Origin of the sequence: Streptosporangium album (genome assembly GCF_014203795.1) — a bacterium.
Taxonomy (GTDB): domain Bacteria; phylum Actinomycetota; class Actinomycetes; order Streptosporangiales; family Streptosporangiaceae; genus Streptosporangium; species Streptosporangium album.
Map to the genome: position 1 here is coordinate 228,079 of NZ_JACHJU010000004.1, position 23,154 is coordinate 251,232.

Below are 23,154 nucleotides of genomic sequence, written 5' to 3' on the forward strand. Positions count from 1 at the left end.
CATCGCTACCTCACTTGTAATCGGTGCCCTTCTCTCGGACTATATGTAGTCATGTACGCACGCGACAACGCCTCAGGTGCCAACCCGCCGCAAGAACAACCCACCAGCGCCCAGGTGGAGGCCGCCGTCGAGGCCTTCCGCATGCTCAGCGACGCCACCCGGCTGCGCCTGATGTGGCTGCTGGCCTCGGGCGAATACGACGTCGGCTCCCTGGCCGAGACCATCGCGGTCGCGCGCCCCTCGGTCTCCCAGCACCTGGCCAAACTCCGCCTCGCCGGCCTGGTCCACACCCGGCGCGACGGCCGCCGCGTGCTGTATCGCGCCCGCGACGTCCACGTTTGCACCCTCATCGGCGAGGCCCTTTTCCACGCCGACCATGAGGTCTCGAACATCCCCCGCCACCAGGACTGACGGCGGGCCAGTGGTTGAGCTGCGTCGTCAGTCGCTCCCGCCCTGTCAGACTGCCGTCCCCGCACTTGTCGCGCCGATCGCAGGAACCGGCCTTGCCGCCTTGCTCACGGCCGCGGCCGCCTTCCTGACCGTGCTCATCGTGCTGGCCACCGGCGAGGAAGACCTACGCGCCGCTCGCTGCCGCCGCACGGGAGTCGTTGCCCCCGTGCAGATTCACCGCCTCCAGCCGGGATCCGATGCCGTATTCGGATAGGAGGCCGCGCCGCGTGGGCGGGCGGGCTGCGAAACAGCGAATGCCTGGGGCCGGCATTGTGAGTGGACGGGGCGCGGCGCGCCGGGGTTCAGGTGAGCTGTTTGTAGAAGAAGCCGGACTCCTGGAGGGTGCCGTGCGGGTCTGCCGCGTAACCGGGGACGACGCCGTACCGCTTCCAGCCCGCGCTCGTATAGAGGTGCTCGGCCGCCGTGCCGCTCACGGTGTCCAGGAGGAGAAGGGTGATCCCGGCCTCGGCCGCGGCGCGTTCGGCGGTGGCCAGGAGGGCGCGGCCCAGGCCCCGGCCTCGGGCGTCGGGGTGGACCATGATCTTGACGATCTCGGCGCGGTGCCGTCCGGCGGGCCTGTCCTCCAGGACGAGGCAGGCGGTAGCGATGATGCCGTCCGGCCCGTGGGCCGCCCAGACTCTGAGGCCTCCGCCGTCCACGGCGGGTTGCTGGTCTCGCCACCAGGCCGCCGCCGCGTCCTGGTCGAAGGGGGCGAGGAAGCCGAGCGAGTAGCCCTCGGCGACGACGTCGACGAGGAGGTCGGCCAGGCTCTTGATGTTCTCGCGGAACTCATCGGCCGGCAACCGGGTGATAGGGGACAAAGCAGTGGTTCCTTTCATGGTGGGACGGTCACCAGGACATAGCGGGCTTGGTGGGAGTTCGGGCAGCGAAGCCACATGCTGTCCCCCAGGAAACGCGGGCAGTTCCCTGCCCGAATCTCGTGCTTGGCAGTGCCTGGGCGAGAGCCGGGCCTACAGGGTCGTGTTACCTCGATCCGTGGAAGTCCGGTGGGGGAGGCGATAGGAGCGACTGCACCGTCGCGGTGACGACGCGGGCGGCGTCCTCTGTCTTCAGGCGCTCGGCGCGGTTCTCCTCCGCGGCGCCTTGCAGGATGTAGTGCACGGCGCTGACCAGCCAGGCGATCGGCAGGTCGGTGCGGAACGCGTCTTCGTTCTGGCCGCGGCGAATGAGCTCTTCGACACGCTGGGCGGGGGCGGCGTGCAGCTGGCGAATGCGTCCGGCGGGAAGAGTTCCCTGGGCGGCGGTCAACAACGCCATGGACTCGGCCACGAGGGACCAGCCGGAGTCGAGCAACCGGGCCAGAGCGTCTTGAGCGTCCCCGGTGAGATCGACGGCTGACAGCGTCTCCTCGCCGGCGCGCAGTGCGTCGATCAGGGCGGCCTCGACTAGTTCTGCCCGGGTGCCGAAGTGGCCGTAGAGCGTCATCCGGCCCACTCCGGCGGCTTTGGCGATGTCGTCGACGCTCGCGTTCGGATCACCGCTCAGGCTCTTGCGTGCGGCGGAGACGATGCGGGCGATGTTGCGTTCGGCGTCCGCGCGCCGACGCGGACCGGCAGCGGCGGTAGGCATACCACCATCCTAACTCGTACGGGGATGTATGTGTTACCCTCCCGGACTAGAAGCCGTACACGAATATACGAGTTATTGCCGGAGGTCCTGGATGGCACAGCAGGAGATCAACAAGACATCCGCGCAGAGCGGTTCGGCCCATCCGTTGCGATGGCGCATCCTGGGTTTCCTGGGTGTGGCCCAGCTGATGTTGATCCTCGACATCACCGTCGTGGCCATCGCGCTGCCACACATCGAGATCGACCTGGGCCTGAGCCGCCAGGCGGTGACGTGGACGGTAAGCGCGTACACGTTGACGTTCGGCGGCCTGATGCTGCTGGGCGGGCGCCTTGCTGACCTGATCGGGGCCAAGCGAGTAGTACTCGCCGGCCTGCTGATCTTCACGGCGGCATCGCTGGTGACCGGATTCGCCGACTCGGCCGGCATGCTGCTGGGCGGCCGCATCGCGCAGGGACTCGGCGCGGCACTGCTGTCCCCGTCTGCCCTGTCACTGGTGGTGAGCCTGTTCGACGGTGACGAGCGGAACAAGGCGCTGGGGGTTTGGTCCGCGCTCGGCGGTGGGGGCGCGGCCCTCGGCGTGCTGCTGGGAGGGCTGCTCACCGCCGGCCCGGGCTGGCCATGGGTCTTCTTCATCAACGTGCCCATCGGGTTGATGATCCTCGCCGCTCTCGCCCGGATGCTGCCGCACCAGGCCGTGGCCGCGCCTCGGCCCCGGCTCGATGTGCTCGGTGCGCTGCTGGTCACCGCTTCATCCGGCGCCTTGATCTACGCGATCACCCGTGCCGGAGACCACGGGTGGCTCACCGCCACGACCGGGTGGCTCGTGCTGTCGGCCGCGATGGGCTACCTGGCGTTCACGGCCAGGCAGAAGGCTGCCAGGTCGCCCCTGATGGACCTCGCGCTGCTGGCCCGGCACCCGGTGGCCACCGGCACGTTCCTCATCTTGATGGCAACGGCGCTGATGATCGCGGTGTTCTTCCTGGGCACCTTCTACTTCCAGCACGCGCAAGGGTTCGGCGCCTTGCAGACCGGTCTGCTGTTCCTCCCGGTCGCGGTGGCGACGATGCTCGGGGCCAACCTCACCGGCCGGGCCATCGCCCGGGCGGGAGCGCGCCGGCTCGCCGTGGCCGGACTGCTCGTCACCGCGGTCGGCATGGCCGTGCCCGCCCTGTCGATGCACCCCGCGACCGTGGTGGTGGGCACAGCGGTCGCAGCCGCCGGGACCGGCGCGATGTTCGTCGTCGCGTCAGCGACCGCTCTGGGCCAGGTGGCCCCACACGAATCCGGCATCGCCTCCGGCATCGTCAGCACATTCCACGAGTTCGGTGCCTCCATCGGAGCCGCTGTCATCTCCAGCGTCGCAGCGGCCAGCCTGATCGGGGACACGCTCTCCGGGTTCACCAACGGCTTCATCCTCGCCGCGGTCGCCGCAGGTGCCGCGGCCCTCGTGGCCGCCGTCCTGACACCCGGCCGAGCCAACACACGCTGACGATGATCTCCCGGCGCCGACCAGCTCGAATGCGTCAGCGGCAGGTGGTTGAAGCGGCATGGTCTCTTCGTGTGACCCCATGCTGTCGGTGAAGTTTGCCACGATGACACTCGCCCGGTTTGTCCGGGTCTGATGGTGGTGGTATCCGCAGTGTCATAACGGAGGTGTGGGCGTTCGCTTCGCCGCCCAGGGCGGCCAAGGCGCTGTTGTGGATCCACATCCTCAACCAGGTGGGCGCTTATGCGATCGCCTTCCTCGCGGTGCTCGCCGGCCCCGACCTCGGTGACCGCCCTGGTGATCTTCGAGGTCGCGGCGCTGATCTCCTGATGACGCTCTATGGAAGTGCCCAGTGCTGCTCATCGAAAATGCTCACCTGGTTGATCTCTAGAGTACGGCTTTAGCTGTGGTTCGTCACGGATTGTGACGGCGCGTTGACGTACGCTGCCGCGGGCGTGACGAGCAGGTTGATAACGGCGACCGGTTCGTGGCAGTTCGGGCAGTTCTGGATGCCGGTCGGGGCCTGGTCGGTGCGGTATCCGGCTTCGTACGGGTGGTACGGATGGTGACGGCGTTCGCCGTACCGACTTCGGTCGTGCTGTCGGTATGGGGCTGTCTTGTGTTCGTGGTGAGCTCGGCGGTGTCCGTGCTGGCGGCCGTGTCGCCATCGTTGTTGCTGGCGCGCCACCAGCGGGCCTTGCAGATGGGATCGCAGAAGCGGCGCTTGGGGTTGCGGCTGGTCCAGGTGAAGGCCTGCCCGCAGGTGGCGCACTTGCGGGTGGCGGTGCGAACCTGCTTCTTGGCGCGGGTCACGACCCGGCCGCCCTGCTGGCGGTGGGTGTGCCTGCGGCCTTGCGGAGGGCGTCGGCTCGGGCCTGGTGGGAGCGCATCCGGTAGGACGGGCCGTCGACGCCGACGATGATCCCGCGGTGCAGCAGCCGGTCGATGAGCGCGGCAGCGAGCATGGGATCGCCGAGGCGTTCGGCCCAGCCGTTGATGCCGACGTGGCCGGTGGTAATGATGGAGCCCTTCAGATAGTGGGCGTTGATCACCTCGAACAGCAGGGACCGGCCGTCCTCGTCAAGCTTGCGATAGCCGAACCCGTCGATCACGAGAAGGCGGGGCTGGGCGAAGAACCGCAGCCCGGTTTGGAAGCGGTGCTCGGCGATGGCCTTCTTCAACCGGCGCACGAGGTCCTCGCAGGTGGTGAAGTAGGCCTCGTGACCGGCTTCGAAGGAATCCACGCGGCCGCCACCACCCCAAGCACCAGGACCAGATGTCACGATCCGGTACTCGAACATCCCGGGAAGCACCCGCTACCTCGGAACGCCCTTACCTACGGATTGGGAATCCCGATGAGGTTGATCTTGCTGGGGGTCTGCGTACTTCGCGGGGGCTTCGAACTGGCGGGGTACGGCACCGGACCGCGCCGAACACGGCCGCAGATAGGTCCTGCCCTTTCGAGCCACAACTGCGCGCTCAGCTGACGGCAGCGCCGAACCACTTGGGCAGCTGGCTGAGCAGCTCCTGCTGGTCTTCACCGACCCACGCCACGTGGCCGTCCGGCCGCAGCAGCGCCGCGGGCACGTCCAGTTCCTCGCTGACGTCGACGACGTGGTCGACCCGCTCTGCCCAGCCCGCCACCGAGAGCCGGCCGGTCTGGTCGAGCAGCAGTCCGCGGCCGCCGTGCATCAGCTCGTAGAGGCGACCCCGCTTCAGCTCCACGTCCCGCATCCGCCGGCCGAGCAGTTCATGCCCCTCGCCGAAGTCGTAGCGCACCCCGATCGCAGTGATCTTCTCGATCAGGTACCGGTTCACCTCCTCGAAGTCCATCAGTTCCGACACCAGCCGGCGCACTGACCGGGGACCCGGCTCGAGGGACAGCAGCTCCATCTGCGCGCGGGTGTTGTCCAGCACGTCGGCGGCTACCGGGTGCCGTTCGGTGTGGTAGCTGTCCAGCAGCCCCTCCGGTGCCCAGCCGCCGACCTCGGCGGCCAGTTTCCAGCCGAGGTTGAACGCGTCCTGGATGCCGAGGTTGAGGCCCTGCCCGCCCATCGGCGGGTGGATGTGCGCCGCGTCGCCGGCCAGCAGCACCCGGCCGGTCCGGTAGCGCTCGGCCAGCCGGGTGCCGTCGCCGAAGCGGGAGAGCCAGCGCGGTGAGTGCACGCCCAAGTCGGTGCCGGCGAACACCCGCAGCTGCTGCCTGACCTCCTCGAAGGTCGGCGGGACCGAGCGGTCCTCGGCCACCCCCTCGGCGGGCACGACAACGCGGTACACCCCGTCCCCGAGGGGCATGGCGCCGAACCGCAGCTGGGTCTTGCGGACTTCGGCCACCACGGCGGCCAGCGTCTCCGGCGGCACGGTCAGCTCCACCTCGCCCAGCAGCGTGTCGACCCTGCTGGGCTCGCCGGGGAAGCCGACGCCGAGCAGCTTGCGCACCGTGCTGCGGCCGCCGTCGCAGCCGACGAGGTAGCGCGAGCGCAGCTGCGTGCCGTCGGCCAGCTCAGCGGTCACCCCGTCCTCGTCCTGGCTCAGCCCGACCAGTTCGCAGCCGCGGCGGATCTCGGCGCCGACCTTGGTGGCGTGCTCGGCCAGCAGGCGATCGGTGGTGGTCTGCGGGATGCCGAGGACGTACGAATGCGCGGTGTCCAGCCGGTCCGGCGACGGCTTGCTGATGCCGGCGAAGAAACCGCCGACCGGGTACTGCTGGCCGAGCGCGAGGAACCGCTCCAGCAGACCGCGCTGGTCCATCACCTCGATGCTGCGCGCGTGCAGGCCGAGCGCGCGGACAATCCTGGTCGGCTCCGCCTCCTTCTCCAGCACGACCGCGTGCACGCCGTGCAGCCGCAACTCGCCGGCCAGCATCAAGCCGGTCGGTCCGCCGCCGACCACGATCACATCAATCATGAACCCCCCATTCAACAAGGTTGCATTTCGGCCAGCCGCTCCGCGCAGTCCGGCGGCGCGCACACTCGCTGCTGCGCGCCGAGTGCCCGCAACCGCACCGCGAGTCCCACCGGGGTTCGACATCCGCGAGACCCACACGTCGACAAAAGCACACGTACTTCGCGAATCCCTGATTTCCACAGGTTCTGGCTTCGGTCGGAGATTCTGCAGCATGACCCGGGTCTTGCCGCAAGCCCCCCGGTGCGCTATACATTGAGAGTGGCAAGGAGTGGGCAACCTCCTTGCCTTTGCCTTTGCCTTTTGCCGTCCGCTGTGGACGCGGCGGTCGACGGTGACCGTGCCAGCGCCCGCGAGCTGATCACCGAAGCGGTCGAGGTCACGGGACGAGTCAGCGGGAACGCCAACCACCGCTTCACCGCGTTCAACGCCACCGGCGTTGCCCTCTACCAGGTGAGCATCGCCCAGGTCCTCGGCGACAACGGCACCGCGATCAAACGCGCCCGGACCGTCGCCCCTGGCGCCATCCCGACCGCCGAACGCCGTGGCCGCTACTGGGTCGACGTCGCCCGCGCCTTCCACCAATGGGGCAAACCAGACCGGTGCTACCAGGCGCTTCTAGCCGCCGAGCAGGCCGCCCCCGCCGAGGTCCGGCACCGGCCGCCCGTCCATCGCATGGTCGAAGACCTGATGCGAACCGACCGACGTCGCACTCTCCCGGATCTTCGCGACTTCGCGCAACGAGTCGGCGTGCCCGCCTGATCTACAAAGGGTCACGAACCAGCGGCGCACACGCTGCTCGTGACCCGGATCTGCGCAGGGCTGTCTCAGTCCGCCTGCACATGATCGACAGTTTGGCCCCTGGCCGCAGAGTTCTTACTAACGCCCCTGGTGCAGACGGTGATCCAGTCGAGATCGAGCTGACGGTAGCGCCGTCGGCCGCCGACGGTGCGACCCACCGGGGTGACGACCAGACCAGCGCGCTCGTAATAGCGCAGGGTGTGCACGCTGACCCCGGTGCGCCGAGCGGCCTCGGCGATGCTCACGCCCGCCTCAGGGACGGAGCGAGCGGGCCCGGATCCCGGCTGCTGCTTGACTTCGAGCACGCTCTAAGTCCTAGCGTCCGTGGTCATGAGTGCTTCAAAGCTGTCGAAGATCACGGCCGGCGAGTACGGGCGGGCCGTCCGTGGGATGGGGGTGTCCCGATGAAGGTGCTGGTGACCGGCGGGACGAGCGGACTCGGACTCGCCATGGCCTCCGCCCTGGCAACGGCGGGAGCGACGGTCGCGCTGACCGGCCGATCCGGCCGTCGTGCGAGCGAGGTCGCCGCCGAACTGCCGGGGGCGGTCGGCATCGAGCTGGACGTGCAAGACGAGTCGTCGGTGGCCAAGGCGGTCGATGAGGCGTGGTCGCGGCTCGGCGGCATCGACATGCTGGTGAACAACGCCGGGATCGGCATGCGCACGGTCAACCCCCGCTTCATGACGCACTCGCAGGGCTTCTGGGAGGTGCCGGCCGACGGCTTCCGTGCGGTGATCGAGACCAATCTGACCGGCTACTTCCTGGTGGCGCGCGAGGTCACGCTGCGGATGCTGGCCGCCGGCGGTGGCCGTGTCGTCAACATCTCGGTGAGCGAGTCGACCATGCACCGAGCCGGGTTCGTCCCCTACGGGCCGTCGCGTGCCGGCAGCGAGGCGCTGTCCCGGATCATGGCCGCCGATCTGCGGGACACGGGCGTCACCGTCAACGTGCTGCTGCCCGGAGGCGCGACCGTCACGGGGATGCTGCCCCTCGACGCCGTGCCCGAGGGCCGGAAGTTCCTGGAGCCCGAGGTGATGGGTCCGCCCATCGTGTGGCTGGCGTCCGACGATGCGGCCGGCGTGCATGACGAGCGCATCGTCGCCGCCGAATTCGAGCGCTGGCTGCGCGATAGGAACGGCAGACGGTGAGGCAGGGCCCGCGGCCCCGCCCTCGACCGGTCAGGCGTCGTCGCTGAAGTCCAGGTTGCGCGGCGGCCGGGAGATCGTCGCGCAACCGCCCCGAACTGGACGTATGCCACGTGGACGGCGCCTCGCCCCCGCAGCCGGACGCCGAAGGCGATGGCCCCGGCCCTGACCGGGACGTCGGGCGTCACCTCCAGCCGGTGCCAGCCGAACGTGCCTTCGAGCACGGTTGACTGGACCCGATGGCCCAGGTCCTCGGCTCGCCTGTCCATGAGCTACACCGAGAGCGCGACGGAGCCTGCCTCAGGTCCGCCATGCGCATGGCGGACAGGCCCAGCGCGCCGGCGACGTCGAGGGTGTCAGGACGCAGGCGGGGGGAACAGGCCGGGCAGGTGCCGGTTCATGTCGAGCTCGAAGCGGCCGTACAGGTTCAGGTGGGTCCAGAACAGCGCGGACAGGCCGCGCCGGTCGGCGGCAGTGAGCCGCTTGTTCCAGGCGGGGTCGCGTAGGACGAGCTGGACCAGGTGGGTGTTGAGGTAGACGATGGTGGCCGCGACCAGGTGCAGGGCGAGGGCGGAGACCTCCACGTGTTCGCGGTCGTCGCCGGTCAGGTCGCCGGCCTTGCCGTAGAAAATGTCCTTGCTGGCGGAGTTCCAGTTCTCCACCACGTTCAGGCCTTCGTGGATCTCCCGTCGGAGTTCTTCGTCGGCGAGGTAGTCGCAGATGAAGATGGTGCGGATGACACGGCCGAGTTCTTCGATGGCCTGGTAGGTGGGGTGCTTGGGGCCGCTGCGGGCGAACCGGCGCAGCATCTGGTGGGACTCGGCGGTACGCAGCCGCAGCGCGGTGGCGTACTTGATCATCTGGTCGTAGTGCCGGGCGATCAGGTCCCAATCGATCGTCTTGTTCGACGGCATCTCATCCAGCCCCGGCCACGCCTCATCTTCGCCGGTCCCGGGCCGGTACAGCCGCGCGGAGCCGATGTTCTTCAACCGGGGCAGGAGCTGGAAGCCCAGCGGGTGGGAGAAGGCGAGCCCGACGATCGAGGCGCCGTGGGTGTCGGTGTACTGCCGGTCGATCCCACAGGCTGGCGTCGCGGACCTTCAGCGTCTCATTCACCACGGTGCGGATCGCCGCACGCAGGTTGTTGCGGTTGATGAACAACCGGCGGGTGCGCCGCAGCGCCGCCTCGTTATCGACTTCATCACCGTCGGCGACGCGCTTGATGCCCACGTTGGTGCCCAGCCCATACAGGCACAACAGCAGCCGGCGCTGCAACACGGCCGCATCGGTCACGGTGCGGGAGGCGACCGAGGTGAAGTCCGCCGTGAAGCCGGTGACGTGGTCGACGTCCTTGGGCACGTCCAGCAGGTCGATCACACCCCAGCGGCGGGAGATCTCCTCCTTCAGCGCTTTGAGCCTGGCCGGTTCGGGCTGCTTGGTGACCGGCGGGACGGCGATCCACGGCTCGCCCTTCTTACGAGTGATCCGCACGCCGCCGGTGGTGCCTTTCCGAAGGGCCTTGTTCAGCCGGTTCAGCGCGGCCACGTGGCGTTTCTGCAGGTCGGCGACGAACTCGGCCGGGTCCCTCGGCTTGGACGGCGCCTGGTAGTGCACGTCCTGGTTGTCTTCGAAGTCTGGCGGCAGGTCGGCGTCGGGGTTGCGCCAGACCTTGCTGCCCTCCACCCAGATCTCCCGTCGGCGGATCGCCTGGCGCAGCGCGACCAGCACGCACAGCTCGTACGGGATCCGCTCGATCCGGCCGGTGTCCGGATCGACGACTGCGTCCCGCCAGTCCTCGGGCACCACGTGCTCGATCGGCACCTGCTCGGCCGCGTCGTAGAACACCGCCTCGGAGTCGGCGTAGCGGTCCAGCAGCGCCAGGGCGTCCATCACCGGCCGGAACGCGGTGCTGGAAGAACCGAAGGTGACCGCGCGCAGCAGCTTGGGCAGACCCCGCCGGTAGTGCCTCGAGTAGGAGCCGCGCAGCTCGGCGTTGATCTCGTTTTCGACCTTCTTCTCGGCCCGCACGCTGATCTTGTGCACCAGCTGAATCAGCAGATCGACCAAGCCGTCGATCATCTCGGTCTTACGCACCCAGCACAAAGCGGCCAGCAGCGTCAGCCGTACCGGGGCCTGGGCGGCGGCGAAGTCCGAGAGATACATTTTCATCGCCCGGGCCCGCCAGCCCTCCACGACTTTCTCCGACACCCCCTCGAACAACCCTTCGGCAGACCGGTCGCCTTGACCCGCTCCAGCTTGACGATCTCGGCCAGCAGCGTCTCCAGCTGCAGTGGCCCCGGATCCTCCTTCAGCTCCTGCAGGAAACTTCGCATCCCGCCGGATCCACCGTCGGGATCGGGGTCATCGACCGCGATCAGCTCCTCCAGCTTCACCACCGCCTCCGCCGACAGTCGGTCGAGCGTGCGCATGGTGAACTGCCGCTCGAACATCGCCTCGGCCGCACCCAGCAACCGCTCGATCGGCGCCGGCCGGGGCGGCTCGATCCTCTCCTCCCGGCACCGCGCCAGCAGCGCCGCCCGCAGCCGGTCCCGCGACATCTTCAGCGGGCAGATCTCGGCGGCGAGCCAGAAGACCAGCTTGTCCTCATCGGCGACCGTCGGCACGTCCTCCCACCGCGGGAACCGCGCCTCCAGCTCGAAGAACTTCAACAGCAGGGCGAACCCCAGCCGCGTCGCCCCGGACGTGTTCGCCAGCAGCTCCCGCTCCGCCTCATCCAGCGTCCAGCGCTCAATGAGGTCTTCCAGCTCCCACTCCCGCCGCATGACCGCGCTCCCTTTCTCCCGACTCGCACCGAACGCCAGAAGAAATGTGAAACGTGATCACGCGACTACCGACTGACATCACCCAGCCGTGACTACTACGTGCCGGTTTCGCAACGTCACACACAGCTACTTTGGGGCTCATCGCGCGGACCCGAGTGGAGGGCCTTCACCGAGGTGGACGCGGAGGACATTCTTCGAGACTGGCGCAACGCGGAGTCGCGATGTACTCAGGGTCGGTGAGCGCCCTCTCGAACGGCTGCCGCTGGAAATAGCAGCACCACTTCGATGGTCGGTCGCATCTGCCCGAGGCGCGTCCCGCTGATCGTGGGACATTCGCTCGGATACCTCAGATATGTAAGGTGGCACGCTCCTGACCTGGCTCGGCCATATGCGACCACAATGAGGATCACCCCATGATCAGTGGGACAAGACACCTTTTCACCCATCCGGTAAGGCCATCCGCGTCCCCCGCCCGCGTCTTCGCATGGAAGGTCTCATGACCCGCGTCCCCACTGATGCCTCCCGGCCTCCGGCCGGGCCGCGCCCGCCCCGGCCGCCGTGCCACCGGTCCGGCACCAACCCGCCGCTGCCGCCCACCGCGGTGTGGGTGGGAGAGGGCTCGAACTGGGCCAACCCGTTCGCCGTCGGCCGCCCGATCCGCCCGAACCGGGCGAGGCCGCGGCCTTGCCGCCGACGCCGTAGACGGCGGGGAGAAGGCCCGGCGCGCCGTGACTGCGGCGGACCCCGCCCGCCTTTCCCGGCCCCGGCCCGCCCGGTCGGCGGGTGCCCGGTCGGCGGGTGCCGGGTCGGCGGGTGCCGGGTCGATCATCGTGCTGATTCCCTGCATCCTCCTCATCGCAATCACGGTGGTAGTGTGGCTGCGCACGCGTCGGACGGGACCGGCCCTCACCCCCTCGGATAGAAGTGATCCGTCTAGGTTATTGACGGCAGAATGAGGTTCATGGGTGATTGGTCGGCGGTCAGCGCGCGTCGGTTCGAGACCTACGCGCGCTGGTCCACATACAGCGCCGTTTCGACCCCGATCGTCACCCTCCCCGCTGGAGTGATAAGCGCCTACCGACTCATCGGGACGCACCTCGTCGTGTTCTTCGTGGCCGTCGCGCTCGCGCTCGTCACCGGGAACATCCTCGTCAGCCGGTGGAGCTTCGACGTCCTCGGCGGCCGCGCCCGGCGGCTCGCAGTCGGCGGTGTCATCGCCTGGGGGCTCGCCCTCGTGGCGCTTGTCGCCGCGACCCTCACGATTCCGGTCCCCGCGATGGGCGTGACGGTCGCGGCGGCAATCGGGTCGGTCGCCGCGAGCTTCGTGCCTGTGCTCGACGTGCGACGGACGCTTCACCTCAACGCGGCGATTCTCGTCCTGGCTGTCCCGCTCGCGGCCGTCGCGGACATCCCGCTCCTCATTGTCGGGGCGGCGGTGATCAGCCTCATCCTGTGGACCTGCTGGTCGAGCGCGTGGATGCTGCGGGTCCTGCGCGAGTTGCAGAGAGCGCACGAGGATCGCGCCGCCCTCACGCTCGCGAACGAACGCTTGCGCATCTCGCGCGACCTCCACGACGTGTTCGGCCGCACCCTCGCGACGATCGCGGTCAAGAGCGAACTCGCATCGGAACTCGTTCGCCGCGGCAGCGACGAACAGGCAGCCGATGAGATCACCGGCGTCCGGCGGCTCGCCGAGGAGGCGGGAATCGAGGTCCGTCGCGTCGTGCGCGGCGAGCTTCGTGCGACCTGGGATGGCGAGGTGTCGGGCGCGCGTTCGCTGCTCGACTCTGCCGGCATCCGCTGCACGGTGACCGGTGACCCCGTACCCGAGGAGTGCGCCGAGGCGCTCGCGTGGGTCGTCCGCGAGGGCGTCACGAACGTGCTGCGCCACTCGGCGGCGACGCAGGTCACGCTCGCGACGACGAACGAGGACGGGCAGGTTCTCCTCACGATCGCGAATGACGGGGCCGACCCCGTCGACTCCGTGGAGACCGACGCGGCAGACGGACCCGCAGCGGCAACCCCCAACGCCGGCACGGGACTGCGTGCGATGTCCGAGAGGATCCGAGCGCTCGGAGGGCACATCGCAACGCGCCGCGACGGAGACTGGTTCCTGCTCGAGGCCACGATCCCGCTCCCGGAGAAAGACCGCGCATGATCCGCATCCTCGTCGCCGACGACGAACATCTCATCCGCGACGCCATCGCCGGGCTGCTCGCCCTCGATGACGACTTCGAGGTCGTCGGGCAGGCGGCGTCAGGTGATGAGGCGATCGCAACGGCCCTCAGACTCCGTCCCGACGTGGCCCTGCTCGACCTGCAGATGCCCGAGCCTGACGGCATCGAGGTGGCCCGACGGCTCGCGACCGAGCTGCCGGGCTGCCGCTGCGTCATCGTGACTTCGCACGGTCGTCCCGGCTATCTGAAGTCGGCACTCGCTGCGGGTGTGCGCGGCTTCCTGCCGAAGACCGTTTCCTCTCGCACCCTCGTACACGTCGTGCGAAAGGTCGCGAGTGGCGGCCGGTACGTCGACCCCGAGCTCGCGGCGGAGGCGATCGGCGCGGGCGACTCTCCGCTCACTCCGCGCGAGACCGATGTTCTCGCCCTTGCGCGCGACGGCGCGCCCGTTGACGAGATCGCGCAACGCGTCTCGCTCTCCCGTGGGACCGTGCGGAACTACCTCGCAGCCGCCATCGCGAAGCTCGGCGCTGCGAACCGGCACGAGGCCGCGCGCATCGCCACCAAGCACGGCTGGATCTAGGAGCCGTTTTGTGGATCTTCGCCGTGATGCGATAGAAGATCATGGTGCAAGATCGCCATGACCTGACCGACGCGGAGTGGCTCCTCCTCAAACCGCTCATGCCGGCCCATCCGCCTCAGGGGCACCGGTGGGCGGACCACCGAACCGTGATCAACGGAATTCTGCGGCAGACGCGGACCGGGTCGCCCTGGCGTGATCTTCCCGAGCGCTACGGGCGCTGGGAGACCGTCTACGGGCGCCATCGCCGCTGGTCAATCGATGGAACCTGGGAAAACATCCTTGATCGGCTTCGGGCCGGCTGCGACGAGGCCGAAGGCGACCAGTGGACGACGAGTGTGGACTCCACGGTCAACCGGGCGCACCGGACAGCGCCGGACAGCGCCATGACGGCATCATGTTCCAGCAGGTCATGAGCCAGGTCCGCGTTCCACGCCGTGGGCAGGGTCGTCCACGGACCCGGCCGGCCGTCGTGATGTGCGACAAGGCCTACTCTTCGAAGTAGCGTGCGGCGGGCGTTGAGGATGGGGACGATGCTCGCGGCCGCAGAGGCGATCGCAGCGGCCGCCGCCACCCGCATGGCCGGTATCGGGAGGACGACGGTCCCCGCTAGGACGGCGGCGAGCAGGAGCAGCCACGTGACGAGGAGAGCGATCGGGAGGCGCTTGCCGCGTCCTTCGAGGGTATTGAAGCTCCATCGGCTGACCGCGATGTCGCAACACACCAGTGCCAACGTGGCGACGGCCACAGCGCTCACCACGGCGACGTTCTCCGTGGTGAGCGGCTGGGCGCTGGCGAGGCCGCCGAGGAGAGTGGAGATCGGGGTGGAGACGACGGCGTATGTCGACCAGCGCACGTAGCTCTCGAACCGGCGTGCGCTCACCACCTCCACGGCCATGCGACCGCCCTCCCCTCTTCTCAGGTTCTACGACCCTGTCACGGTAGCTGCACCTCACACCACACGATCTTGCCGATGGCGGTCGGCCGGCTGCCCCACCGGTGCGAGAAGCGGTCGATGAGGTTGAGGCCGTGGCCGGACTCGTCCTCCTGCGTGGGCTGGAAGCGGGTGGGCCGCTGCGGCGAGCGGTCGGCCACCTCGCACAGCAGGGTCGCGCCGCGCAGCAGGCTGAGCTCGATCGGCCCGGTGCCGTGGTTGACCGCGTTGGCGACCAGCTCGCTGACCATCAGCTCGGTCACCTCCAGGACGGACGTCTGCCCCCAGGCGCGCAGCGTGGACCGCACCAGCCGCCTGGCCTCCCCGGCCGAGCGGGCGTCGAAGGGCAGGGTCCAGGTCACATACTCCGACGGCGACAGGTCGTGCACCCTGGCCAGCATCAGCGCGATGTCGTCTCGCTCGTCGCCGGGCCGCTGGGTGGCGATGGTCGCGTCGCACAGGTCCTCAAGGTCCCGGTGCGAGTATTCGAGCAGCCGGCACAGGTCGCTGATCCCGGAGTCGAGGTCCCGGTCCCTGCTCTCGACCAGCCCGTCGGTGTACAGCGTGAGCACGCTGCCCGCGGGCAGCGTCAGCTCGCGCATCTCGAACGGGTCGCCGCCGATGCCGAGCGGCAGCCCGGGAGGCAGCTCGATCAGCTCGGTGCGCCCGTCGGGCCGCAGCAGCACCGGCGGCACGTGCCCGGCGCGGGCGATGGCGCAGGTATGCGAGATGGGGTCGTAGGTGGCGTAGACACAGGTCGCGATCTGGGTCGTGCTGAGGTCCTGGGTCATCCGGTTGAGCCGGTAGAGCACCTCGTTGGGCGGCAGGTCCAGGCCCGCCAGGGTGCGCGCCGCCGTACGGAGCTGGCCCATGGTGGCCGCGGCGCGGGTGCCGTGGCCCATGACGTCGCCGACCACCAGCGCGGTGCGGTGCCCGGGCAGCGGGATCACGTCGTACCAGTCACCTCCGACGCCGGTCAGGTCGCTGGCCGGCAGGTAGCGGGAGGCGATCTCCAGGCCGGGCGGCGTGGGCAGCTCGTTGGGCAGCAGGCTGCTCTGCAGGGTCAGCGCGGTGCGCCGCTCCCGGTCGTACAGATGTGCGTTGTCCAGGCAGAGCGCGGTGCGGGCGGCGAGCTCCTCGGCGAGGCTCACGTCCTTCTCGTGGAACGGCGAGCTGCCGGCGTTCCTGGTGAACACCACGAACCCGAGCACCCTGCCCCTGGCCTGCAACGGCACCACCAGGAACGAGCTGTCCTCCAGCAGGGAGGCGATGATGTCGCGCTTCCAGGCGATCGCCAGCTTCCTGGCGGTCATCGCGTCCATCCGCGGGTACAGGATCGGCTGCGCGGTGGCCATGCAGCGCGCCTGCGGCGACCAGGCGGGGTGGACGCCCACCTCGTCCGGTGGGAAGGCCGCCTGGTAGTCGTCGGCACGCTCGCTGAGGCCCATCGCGATCCGGCGCACCAGCGGCGAGCCGTCGGCCGGGCGCGCGGGGAACTCGCCCTCGACGACCAGCCGCTCGTGCACGAGGACGCCCGCCGCGTCGGCGAAGCGGGGCACCGCCACGTCCATCAGCTCACGGCCGGTCTGGCCGAGGTCCAGGGTGCTGCCGATGGTACGGCTGGCCTCGTTGAGCAGGGCGAGCTGCTCCTTGGTCGAGGCGGGGCTGCTCAGCCGCCTGCGCTCGGGAGAATGCGGGTTGATCACGACGTTGCCGGTCATGCGGGCTCGTCGCCCCGCTCGGACCCGGACCGGAGGGGACACATAAGGGGAGGTTGACCGCCGCCCTGCCGGCCCGCCACGCTGCCGCACATTCCGCCGATCAGGAGCACGAAGGCGAGAAGGTCTCGCCCGATCCGGCGCTTCTCACCGGAGAGGACACGGTGATACGGAACACCCGGCGGGGCCGGCTGCGGACCACCGCGGCGTCGCTCACCCTTGAGTGGAACGGCATTCCGATCCGCGTGTGGCGTTCGGGCGGCAGGACCTGAGGAACCTGTTGGAGAATCGGGGCGATCGTAGTCATGTCTCCACACTCCCGCCGCACGGGTTCGCTCCCCAGTGTCGTCCGTAACGACTTCGTCGGCGTTCCGCACGACTCACGCATGACAAGTGTCATACGGGCCACCGCAGCCGTCCTTCTCGTCTCCGTCAGGGCGCGGTACCGCACGGCCAGCCACACCACATGACCTGATCCGAGCAGCGGACCCCACCAAGCCTGCCGAACGGGCGCGGTGGTGAATGGTCAGAATGGGCGCGGTCCGACGGTCGGCACGGCAGCCGCGCTCCACGCCGGCCGTCAGCTGTTCTCGGGCGCGGCCCGGAAACGGACCTCGACGACGAGCACTTCGGCGTCGAAGTCGTGGGCCCGAAAGGCTCGGTCCGCCGCGTCCCTGTCACGACGGGACTCTTCGCGGGCGACCGGGTCGAGATCTCCGGTGACGGACTGGAGGCAGGGCAGAAGGTGGTGATCCCGAAGCTATGACCGAGATCATCCGGCTCGACGGCGTCGAGCGCAGTTACGGTCAGCCGGCGGTCCTCGCCTGCGCGGGCGTGAGCCTGACCATCGATCAGGGCGAGCTTGTGGCCGTCGTGGGCCCGAGCGGGTCCGGGAAGTCCACCCTGCTGAACCTCATCGGCACCCTCGACCGGCCGACCGCCGGCTCGGCGTCGTCACCCAGTCCTGGTCCCCGCTGGGCGGGGTGAACATGTACTGGGAGGACGGGCGCAACGCGGCCAGGAACCCGCTCGATCACCCCACAGTCACCGAGATCGCCGCCCGGCACGGCAGGACGGCGGCCCAGGTCGTCCTGCGCTGGCATCTGGAGCACGGCCTGTCCGCGATCCCGAAGTCCGTCCGCCCGCACCGCATCGCGGAGAACTTCGACGTCTTTGACTTTGCCCTCACGGCCAACGAGGTCGCGGCGATCGATGCGATCGACACCGGGGTGCGAGGCGGGCCCGCCCCTGATGCGGTGGGGCCCGGCGACTTCAGCTGAGTCGCCGCCTCACACCTCCGTGCTACGCGGGTTCTACCTTGCGGGCGCTGTCGCGAAGCTGTGCCACCGCGCGGGCGATGAGGTCGCTGCGGCGTCGATCCTGGCGGGCGTGGACGACGATGCGCCGCAAGACGGTGGGGCGAACCACGGGCCTGGCGACGACTCCGTCGGGGATCTCCGCAACGGCCAGGCGCGGCAGGACGGTGACGCCGATGCCCGCCTCCACAAGTCGCAGCGCCGCCCGGTGATCGTCCAAGCGGGCGGCATAGCGCGGCGTGAATCCGGCGGCCCTGCAAGCGGTCAAGATGATCTGTCCGATCGGGCTGTCGTAGATGTCGTGATCTATCCAGGGCTCACCTTCGAGGTCCCGGAGAGCGAGTTCGCGGGCATCGGCGAGGAGGTGGGCACCGGGGAGCACGGCGACGAGCTCCTCGATGGTGAGTTCATGACGCTGGTAGCCGTCAAGGTGTACTTCGGCTCCGTTGGCGGGCTCAGTCCGGATGTCGAGGTCTGGTCGTCGGCGGCCGCGCCCATCGACGGGTTCGTTGAGGCTGATCTCGACGGTGAGGTTCGGGTGGTGTCGGCGAACGGTCCGCACGACCTCTGGGATCCACCGCTCGGCCGCAGAAGCAAAGCAGGCGATCGCCAGATGCTGCGACTGACCGCCCCGGAGGTCTGCAACGACTCGTTCAAGGCGTCCGAAGTCGGCGAGGAGCGACTGAGCTTGATCTGCCAGGTGCCGTGCGGCATCGGTGGGGCTGATACCGCGTCCTTGCTTCTCGAAAAGGACTAGTCCGGTTTCCTTCGCCAGGGTGGTCATGTGCTGGCTGATCGTCGCGGGAGAGTAGCTGAGGTTCCGCGCCGCTTTGTTGATCGACCCAGCTGCCAGGACTGCGCACAAGATCGCGAGACGTTGCGGGTTGAGCATGGCATCAAAGGTAAGGCAATGCCGAATGATGAGCCGCATTTGTTTGCTTGTTACGAGCTTTGCCATCGATGGAAGATGGCATCAAGCAGGACATTCGGCGTCGTCTCGGGCGCGGTGAGAGAGGGTTGGCGATGGACACGACGTTTTGGGACGAGGCGGACCGCCTCCTGATCCGCTACGGAGCCGGCTTCACCCCGCGGGTCATCGAACGTGCCTCTGGTGCGTATGTCTTCGATCGCCAGGGCACGCCGATTCTCGACTTCACCTCAGGGCAGATGAGTTCCATCCTCGGCCATGCGCACCCGGATATCGTGGCAACGGTTTCGTCCGCGGTCGCGTCGCTGAACCACCTCTTCAGCGGCATGCTCAGCACTCCCGTGCTGGAGCTCGCCCACAGGCTCACCGCGACCCTGCCCTCAACACTCGGCAAGATGTTGCTGCTCACCACAGGAGCCGAGGCGAACGAGGCTGCGATCAAGATGGCCAAGCTCTCCACCGGCCGCTTTGAGATCGTCTCCTTCGACCGCTCTTGGCACGGCATGACCCAAGGAGCCGCTGCCGCGACCTTCTCCGCCGGGCGGCGCGGCTACGGTCCCCCGACACCGGGAAACCTCGCGCTGCCCGCGCCGAATGCCTATCGTTCGCCGTTCCGATCCTCCGACGGGTCACACGACTGGGAGGCTGAGCTCGCCTACGGCTTTGCCCAGGTCGACCAGCAATCCGCCGGGAGTCTCGCCGCCTGCCTCATCGAGCCCATCCTGTCCTCAGGCGGGATCATCGACCTGCCCCCCGGGTATCTGCGTCGCCTCAAAGAGATGTGTGACGAACGCGGGATGCTGCTCATCCTGGACGAGGCGCAGACCGGTCTCGGCCGCACCGGAGCGATGTACGCGTTCGAGCGCGACGGGGTCGCACCCGACATCCTGACGTTGTCGAAGACCTTGGGAGCCGGGTTGCCTGTGGCGGCCGTCGTCACGACTGCCGAAATCGAGCAGGTCTGCCACGACCGGGGTTTCCTCTTCTACACCACCCACGTCTCCGACCCCTTGGCGGCTGCCGTCGCGCTGACGGTCCTTGACGTCATCGACCGCGAGAACCTCACAGAGCGTGCTGCGACGCTGGGCGATCAGCTCACCGACCGACTGCTGGCGCTTCGCGACAACTACGAAGTCGTCGGTGACGTTCGCGGCCGTGGCCTGCTCCAAGGTGTCGAGCTCGTCAAGGACAGGAAGAGCAAGGCGCCCGCCGATGCACTGGGCAACGCGATCACCTCGGCCTGTCTCGAACGAGGTCTGCACATGAACATCGTCCAGCTACCTGGGATGGGCGGCATCTTCCGCATCGCCCCGCCTCTCACGATCAGGGACGACGAACTACACACCGGCGTGGACATCCTCGAGGCGTCTCTCAAAGCCGTGCTCGACGCCGCCGCCAGGTGATGTGAATCAGTATCCCACGCCCGTCGCCGTCGGCCCTCGAAGCTCGTGCAGGGATTCAAGGTACTGCTCCGATTCGGGCTCAGGCGTCGTACCGTGGTCTGCATCAGGGGTGAAAGAGGGCATCTACGCCTGCCTCCGATCTGGCGGGCCGTATCAGGACACAAAGCGGCCCACCTCAGCGCTGGTGGGAGCCAATGGCAACTTGGCCACTGCAGCGGTCACAAGGAGCATCGAGGTGATCCGCTAGCTGCGTGAGCCATGCCACTACTGAGTCTTACGCTAGCACCAAATATTACTTAGCGTCACGGAATAACCACAATGGGTTCCGAAAACCTTCGGGGGAGCCCAACGCTCCGATCCATCATTGCTGTCTCTCTGGTGCCGCCATCGGCTTCCACTGTGTCGAACTGCCGCCACGAGGTTGGAGCCCGCTCCTTCTCCTGCCTGCTGCGCCAACACGACTGCCCGGCTTCGGCGAACTCGCGAACACTAAGCGGCTCAGCCCGCTGGAGCGGGCGGTGTTTGTGCTGCGGGAGGTGTTCGGCTTCGGGTTCGACGAGGTCGCCGCGGCGGCGTTCCGGCAGCTGCTGGTGCGGGCGCGGCGGCATATGGAGGCCGGGCGGCCGCGCTTCGAAGCGGTCCGCAAAGAGCGGGAGGAATTGGCGTCGCGGTTCTTTGACGCCCTCCGCGAAGGCGACGTCGCCGGCCTGCAGGAACTGCTCGCCGCCGACGTATCGATGGTCGGCGACGGCGGCGGCAAGGCCCCGCAGCTGGCCAGGGCCGTCATCGGCGCCGAGAATGTGGCTCGGCTGCTTGCCGCCGTCTTCCCCGGATGGCCCGGATCGACGTGACGTTCGAGCCGCACGAGGTCAACGGCCAGCCGGGCGCGATCTTCCGTGACCGGGACGGCAAAGTGCTCCACACCCTGGCGCTCGATGTACTCGACGGGCAGATCCAGACGATCCGCTCGGTGATCAACCCCGACAAGCTCGGGCACGTGGGCCCAGTAGCGGACGCCTGGGCAATCGATCGCACCGCAGCCTGGCCAGCAGCGCTGGCTCTACCGCACGTTTCCGGTCCGTTGTTCTTCGGCCCCGGATTCCGCCGAGCTCCCCCACCGCCGCCGGCGGGCGCGAATCACGCCAGGTCCATCTCCCGGTCTCGGGCTGCTCCCGGCCGATCTTTCTTCCGCGCTGCCAAGATGATGAGTGCCCCGGAGATGATCCCGGCGAAGAACGGGGATGGCACAAGAAGGACGCCGCCTAACACGCACCACGTTGCGAGGCCCCAGCCGATCCCGGCGGGCACAGCCACCCCGGAGGTATCGGAAAGGCGCGATGGCGGCCATGTAGAGCCGCCCGAACCATCCGTTGGGCTTGACGAGGACGGCCATCCGCAGCTCATAGTCGCCGTTCGCTCCTTGAACCCAGCCGAGATGCATCACGGTGTGCACGGTCTTGTTCGCCAGCTCGCGTGCGGACTCCATGTCGAGCTCGTAGATCGCTTTGAGGGGCATGCTCTCGTTGTCTGGGCCGCGGGGAGCGTCGCGGACGTCGCGGGGCAGGCGGTCGCGGAGCGAGGCAACCCGCGCACCGACGCCCGCTGATGGTTTATCCCAGCCGAGGAGTACGCCGAGCTTCCACCGAACGGCGAACAAGAACCTCACCAGCCAGGGCTGCTTCACGGGTCCGCCGGCAGCTCGCATCGCTGCGAGCATCGTCGGGAAGTCGTTAGGCCCGGCTCCGGGAGTGCGGAACGACCACACATCCTCGACCGCGAAGTCACTCGTGAGTTCGTGGATGCGCCACTTCACGGGTCCGCCGGCAGCTCGCATCGCTGCGAGCATCGTCGGGAAGTCGTTAGGCCCGGCTCCGGGAGTGCGGAACGACCACACATCCTCGACCGCGAAGTCACTCGTGAGTTCGTGGATGCGCCACGGGTGGGAGGTGTGCGCGGTCTTCGGCAGGTTCACGAGAGCTCCCTTTCGGCCATCATGGCCATCAGCGTCATCTGGTCCAGCTGGGGTGTGGCGGCGGGGTCGAGTTCGCGGTAGCGGCGGTGAAGGTTGACCACGATCCGCTCGGCGTCCAGCCAGGTGGCGTACTTGTCGAGGTCCACCGCCTCGACCGCCTCGGAGAAGGACAGGCCGCGGGCGTGGGCGGCGTCCGCCTGCTCGACCACGTGGGTGAGGTAGCCACGCACCGCGCGAATCCCGTCGGGGTCGGTCACCGGGCCGTGGCCGGGGACGATCGTGTCGGCGCCGGTGTGGGCGGGGCCGAGGTTCATCACCCGCACCTCGTGGCCGCCGACGTCCAGGGTCAGCTCCCCGTCATAGGTCAGGTCGGGCAGCCGCAGGCGGATGCCGCTGAAGTCGAAGGCGCCGAAGCGTTCGCGGAAGTAGGGGGTCGCGGGGCCGATGTCTATGACCTGGATGGCGGTCAGCATCTCCGGAGGCATCTCGTGCTGCATCTCTGTGCAGGTGGCCTCCGCGGCGATGATCTGGACGTGCTCGCCCAGCAGTTGGTTGCCGTGGGTGTGGTCGCCGTTGGAGTGGGTGATGACGGCGTGGGTGAGCGGGTGCCGATCAGTGATTGATCGCATGGCGCCGAGCATTTCGGCGGTCAGCGGCAGGTCGAACAGGGTGTCGATCAGGAGGGAGGTGCCCTCGCCCGCGACCAGTCCCGCGTTGCTCCAGCCGTACCCGCCGTCGGGTAGCAGCCAAGCCCACACGCCCGTGCCGACCTCGTGCAGGCCGCGGGTGTAGGGCAGTTTCGATGGGGCGCGGTTGACGCGCGGGCGTGGCGGCCGGCGGTCGGGGTTGTGCCGGGGCGTCAGCGGGTACAGCGCGGCGGACGCGCGAACGGTTTGGCGGGTACGGCCCAGCCCCTCGACCGTCAGCTCGACGACGTCGCCGTCTCGCAACCAGCCGGGGAAGGCGG

26 protein-coding genes and 1 pseudogene are annotated in these 23,154 nt (G+C 68.6%); 14 read left to right on the forward strand and 13 right to left on the reverse strand.

Annotation, left to right across the window (positions count from 1 at the left end):
* Window positions 1-51: 51 nt before the first annotated feature.
* Window positions 52-411: an ArsR/SmtB family transcription factor gene (locus FHR32_RS34905; RefSeq protein WP_184758801.1), complete on the forward strand. Its 360-nt coding sequence runs from the start codon at window positions 52-54 to the stop codon at window positions 409-411.
* A 341-nt stretch (window positions 412-752) separates the two neighbouring features.
* Here the strand turns inward: FHR32_RS34905 and FHR32_RS34910 are convergent, their stop codons facing one another.
* On the reverse strand, window positions 753-1,271 hold the full coding sequence (locus tag FHR32_RS34910) for a GNAT family N-acetyltransferase (protein WP_246468283.1): 519 nt from the start codon (window positions 1,269-1,271) through the stop codon (window positions 753-755).
* Window positions 1,272-1,434: 163 nt separating this feature from the next.
* Entirely contained in the window at window positions 1,435-2,040 is a 606-nt protein-coding gene (locus FHR32_RS34915; RefSeq protein ID WP_184758803.1) for a TetR/AcrR family transcriptional regulator, read from the reverse strand.
* Window positions 2,041-2,131: 91 nt separating this feature from the next.
* Here FHR32_RS34915 and FHR32_RS34920 point away from each other — a divergent pair, with 91 nt between their 5' ends.
* Window positions 2,132-3,529 carry an MFS transporter gene (locus FHR32_RS34920; RefSeq protein ID WP_184758804.1) on the forward strand — a complete coding sequence of 466 codons (1,398 nt, stop codon included), beginning with the start codon at window positions 2,132-2,134 and terminating at the stop codon, window positions 3,527-3,529.
* 164 nt (window positions 3,530-3,693) lie between these two features.
* Complete coding sequence (locus FHR32_RS34925) at window positions 3,694-3,930, forward strand: hypothetical protein (protein WP_184758805.1); 237 nt, start codon at window positions 3,694-3,696, stop codon at window positions 3,928-3,930.
* Window positions 3,931-4,335: 405 nt separating this feature from the next.
* Here the strand turns inward: FHR32_RS34925 and FHR32_RS34930 are convergent, their stop codons facing one another.
* Both FHR32_RS34930 and rox read right to left on the reverse strand, forming a co-directional pair.
* On the reverse strand, window positions 4,336-4,770 hold the full coding sequence (locus tag FHR32_RS34930; RefSeq protein ID WP_184758806.1) for an ATP-binding protein: 435 nt from the start codon (window positions 4,768-4,770) through the stop codon (window positions 4,336-4,338).
* A gap of 235 nt (window positions 4,771-5,005) precedes the next feature.
* Window positions 5,006-6,433, reverse strand: a complete 1,428-nt coding sequence (gene rox, locus FHR32_RS34935; RefSeq protein WP_184758807.1) for a rifampin monooxygenase — start codon at window positions 6,431-6,433, stop codon at window positions 5,006-5,008.
* 300 nt (window positions 6,434-6,733) lie between these two features.
* Here rox and FHR32_RS34940 point away from each other — a divergent pair, with 300 nt between their 5' ends.
* Window positions 6,734-7,192, forward strand: coding sequence for a hypothetical protein (locus FHR32_RS34940; protein WP_184758808.1), 459 nt, complete (start codon window positions 6,734-6,736; stop codon window positions 7,190-7,192).
* Window positions 7,193-7,257: 65 nt separating this feature from the next.
* Here FHR32_RS34940 and FHR32_RS45120 read toward each other — a convergent pair whose 3' ends face one another.
* Entirely contained in the window at window positions 7,258-7,536 is a 279-nt protein-coding gene (locus tag FHR32_RS45120; protein WP_184758809.1) for a MerR family DNA-binding transcriptional regulator, read from the reverse strand.
* Window positions 7,537-7,635: 99 nt separating this feature from the next.
* Between FHR32_RS45120 and FHR32_RS34950 the strand changes: the two genes are divergently transcribed.
* Window positions 7,636-8,379, forward strand: coding sequence for an SDR family NAD(P)-dependent oxidoreductase (locus FHR32_RS34950; protein WP_184758810.1), 744 nt, complete (start codon window positions 7,636-7,638; stop codon window positions 8,377-8,379).
* A gap of 353 nt (window positions 8,380-8,732) precedes the next feature.
* Here FHR32_RS34950 and FHR32_RS45125 read toward each other — a convergent pair whose 3' ends face one another.
* The 3 genes from FHR32_RS45125 to FHR32_RS45135 are packed head-to-tail and all read right to left on the reverse strand — an operon-like array spanning window position 8,733 to window position 11,159.
* Window positions 8,733-9,416: a Tn3 family transposase gene (locus tag FHR32_RS45125; RefSeq protein ID WP_312882860.1), complete on the reverse strand. Its 684-nt coding sequence runs from the start codon at window positions 9,414-9,416 to the stop codon at window positions 8,733-8,735.
* Window positions 9,313-10,584: a Tn3 family transposase gene (locus FHR32_RS45130; protein ID WP_312882839.1), complete on the reverse strand. Its 1,272-nt coding sequence runs from the start codon at window positions 10,582-10,584 to the stop codon at window positions 9,313-9,315. The genes FHR32_RS45125 and FHR32_RS45130 overlap by 104 nt, the downstream gene beginning before the upstream one ends.
* Complete coding sequence (locus FHR32_RS45135; RefSeq protein ID WP_246468287.1) at window positions 10,542-11,159, reverse strand: DUF4158 domain-containing protein; 618 nt, start codon at window positions 11,157-11,159, stop codon at window positions 10,542-10,544. The genes FHR32_RS45130 and FHR32_RS45135 overlap by 43 nt, the downstream gene beginning before the upstream one ends.
* 961 nt (window positions 11,160-12,120) lie before the next feature.
* Between FHR32_RS45135 and FHR32_RS34960 the strand changes: the two genes are divergently transcribed.
* The 3 genes and pseudogenes from FHR32_RS34960 to FHR32_RS47430 all read left to right on the forward strand — a co-directional run.
* Window positions 12,121-13,317 carry a sensor histidine kinase gene (locus tag FHR32_RS34960; protein WP_184758811.1) on the forward strand — a complete coding sequence of 399 codons (1,197 nt, stop codon included), beginning with the start codon at window positions 12,121-12,123 and terminating at the stop codon, window positions 13,315-13,317.
* On the forward strand, window positions 13,314-13,919 hold the full coding sequence (locus tag FHR32_RS34965) for a response regulator transcription factor (protein WP_184758812.1): 606 nt from the start codon (window positions 13,314-13,316) through the stop codon (window positions 13,917-13,919). The genes FHR32_RS34960 and FHR32_RS34965 overlap by 4 nt, the downstream gene beginning before the upstream one ends.
* Window positions 13,920-14,017: 98 nt before the next feature.
* Window positions 14,018-14,137: pseudogene (locus FHR32_RS47430) on the forward strand (transposase); the annotation flags it as partial.
* A gap of 11 nt (window positions 14,138-14,148) precedes the next feature.
* Here FHR32_RS47430 and FHR32_RS45145 read toward each other — a convergent pair.
* Together FHR32_RS45145 and FHR32_RS34980 are read right to left on the reverse strand one after the other, a co-directional pair.
* Entirely contained in the window at window positions 14,149-14,814 is a 666-nt protein-coding gene (locus FHR32_RS45145; RefSeq protein ID WP_246468295.1) for a hypothetical protein, read from the reverse strand.
* Window positions 14,815-14,852: 38 nt separating this feature from the next.
* Window positions 14,853-16,571 (reverse strand): ATP-binding SpoIIE family protein phosphatase, encoded by a 1,719-nt coding sequence (locus FHR32_RS34980; RefSeq protein ID WP_184758815.1) that lies wholly within the window; start codon window positions 16,569-16,571, stop codon window positions 14,853-14,855.
* Between the two features lie 53 nt (window positions 16,572-16,624).
* Between FHR32_RS34980 and FHR32_RS46885 the strand changes: the two genes are divergently transcribed.
* From FHR32_RS46885 to FHR32_RS34995, 4 genes are all read left to right on the forward strand, one after another.
* Complete coding sequence (locus FHR32_RS46885; RefSeq protein ID WP_184758816.1) at window positions 16,625-16,840, forward strand: hypothetical protein; 216 nt, start codon at window positions 16,625-16,627, stop codon at window positions 16,838-16,840.
* Window positions 16,841-17,211: 371 nt separating this feature from the next.
* Window positions 17,212-17,334: a permuted SH3 domain-containing protein gene (locus tag FHR32_RS47790; RefSeq protein ID WP_512700856.1), complete on the forward strand. Its 123-nt coding sequence runs from the start codon at window positions 17,212-17,214 to the stop codon at window positions 17,332-17,334.
* On the forward strand, window positions 17,331-17,555 hold the full coding sequence (locus FHR32_RS46315; protein WP_221466665.1) for an ATP-binding cassette domain-containing protein: 225 nt from the start codon (window positions 17,331-17,333) through the stop codon (window positions 17,553-17,555). Before FHR32_RS47790 ends, FHR32_RS46315 begins: the two co-directional genes overlap by 4 nt.
* Window positions 17,556-17,557: 2 nt before the next feature.
* Window positions 17,558-17,848, forward strand: coding sequence for an aldo/keto reductase (locus FHR32_RS34995; RefSeq protein WP_184759025.1), 291 nt, complete (start codon window positions 17,558-17,560; stop codon window positions 17,846-17,848).
* 22 nt (window positions 17,849-17,870) lie between these two features.
* On the opposite strand, the gene FHR32_RS35000 is transcribed toward FHR32_RS34995, so the two are convergent.
* Entirely contained in the window at window positions 17,871-18,842 is a 972-nt protein-coding gene (locus FHR32_RS35000; protein ID WP_221466666.1) for a LysR family transcriptional regulator, read from the reverse strand.
* Between the two features lie 2 nt (window positions 18,843-18,844).
* On the opposite strand from FHR32_RS35000, the gene FHR32_RS35005 reads away from it, so the two are divergent.
* Window positions 18,845-20,215 carry an aspartate aminotransferase family protein gene (locus tag FHR32_RS35005; protein WP_246468297.1) on the forward strand — a complete coding sequence of 457 codons (1,371 nt, stop codon included), beginning with the start codon at window positions 18,845-18,847 and terminating at the stop codon, window positions 20,213-20,215.
* 518 nt (window positions 20,216-20,733) lie between these two features.
* A complete protein-coding gene (locus tag FHR32_RS45160; protein ID WP_246468299.1) occupies window positions 20,734-21,066 on the forward strand; it encodes a sigma-70 family RNA polymerase sigma factor family protein in 333 nt (110 codons plus the stop codon).
* Window positions 21,067-21,275: 209 nt separating this feature from the next.
* Here the strand turns inward: FHR32_RS45160 and FHR32_RS35015 are convergent, their stop codons facing one another.
* Entirely contained in the window at window positions 21,276-22,187 is a 912-nt protein-coding gene (locus FHR32_RS35015; RefSeq protein WP_312882840.1) for a DUF2867 domain-containing protein, read from the reverse strand.
* Window positions 22,184-23,137, reverse strand: coding sequence for an MBL fold metallo-hydrolase (locus FHR32_RS35020; protein WP_184758817.1), 954 nt, complete (start codon window positions 23,135-23,137; stop codon window positions 22,184-22,186). Before FHR32_RS35020 ends, FHR32_RS35015 begins: the two co-directional genes overlap by 4 nt.
* Window positions 23,138-23,154: the final 17 nt, after the last annotated feature.

What these genes read in the sequence shown, in the direction of transcription:
- FHR32_RS46315 (WP_221466665.1), top strand. Translation starts at nt 17,331, where the DNA reads ATGACCGAGATCATCCGGCTCGACGGCGTCGAGCGCAGTTACGGTCAG.
- FHR32_RS35000 (WP_221466666.1), bottom strand. Translation starts at nt 18,842, where the DNA reads ATGGCAAAGCTCGTAACAAGCAAACAAATGCGGCTCATCATTCGGCAT.
- FHR32_RS35005 (WP_246468297.1), top strand. Translation starts at nt 18,845, where the DNA reads ATGGAAGATGGCATCAAGCAGGACATTCGGCGTCGTCTCGGGCGCGGT.
- FHR32_RS34965 (WP_184758812.1), top strand. Translation starts at nt 13,314, where the DNA reads ATGATCCGCATCCTCGTCGCCGACGACGAACATCTCATCCGCGACGCC.
- FHR32_RS34950 (WP_184758810.1), top strand. Translation starts at nt 7,636, where the DNA reads ATGAAGGTGCTGGTGACCGGCGGGACGAGCGGACTCGGACTCGCCATG.
- FHR32_RS34920 (WP_184758804.1), top strand. Translation starts at nt 2,132, where the DNA reads ATGGCACAGCAGGAGATCAACAAGACATCCGCGCAGAGCGGTTCGGCC.
- rox (WP_184758807.1), bottom strand. Translation starts at nt 6,433, where the DNA reads ATGATTGATGTGATCGTGGTCGGCGGCGGACCGACCGGCTTGATGCTG.
- FHR32_RS34995 (WP_184759025.1), top strand. Translation starts at nt 17,558, where the DNA reads ATGTACTGGGAGGACGGGCGCAACGCGGCCAGGAACCCGCTCGATCAC.
- FHR32_RS34960 (WP_184758811.1), top strand. Translation starts at nt 12,121, where the DNA reads ATGGGTGATTGGTCGGCGGTCAGCGCGCGTCGGTTCGAGACCTACGCG.
- FHR32_RS34915 (WP_184758803.1), bottom strand. Translation starts at nt 2,040, where the DNA reads ATGCCTACCGCCGCTGCCGGTCCGCGTCGGCGCGCGGACGCCGAACGC.
- FHR32_RS45135 (WP_246468287.1), bottom strand. Translation starts at nt 11,159, where the DNA reads ATGCGGCGGGAGTGGGAGCTGGAAGACCTCATTGAGCGCTGGACGCTG.
- FHR32_RS34980 (WP_184758815.1), bottom strand. Translation starts at nt 16,571, where the DNA reads ATGACCGGCAACGTCGTGATCAACCCGCATTCTCCCGAGCGCAGGCGG.
- FHR32_RS45145 (WP_246468295.1), bottom strand. Translation starts at nt 14,814, where the DNA reads ATGGCCGTGGAGGTGGTGAGCGCACGCCGGTTCGAGAGCTACGTGCGC.
- FHR32_RS34905 (WP_184758801.1), top strand. Translation starts at nt 52, where the DNA reads ATGTACGCACGCGACAACGCCTCAGGTGCCAACCCGCCGCAAGAACAA.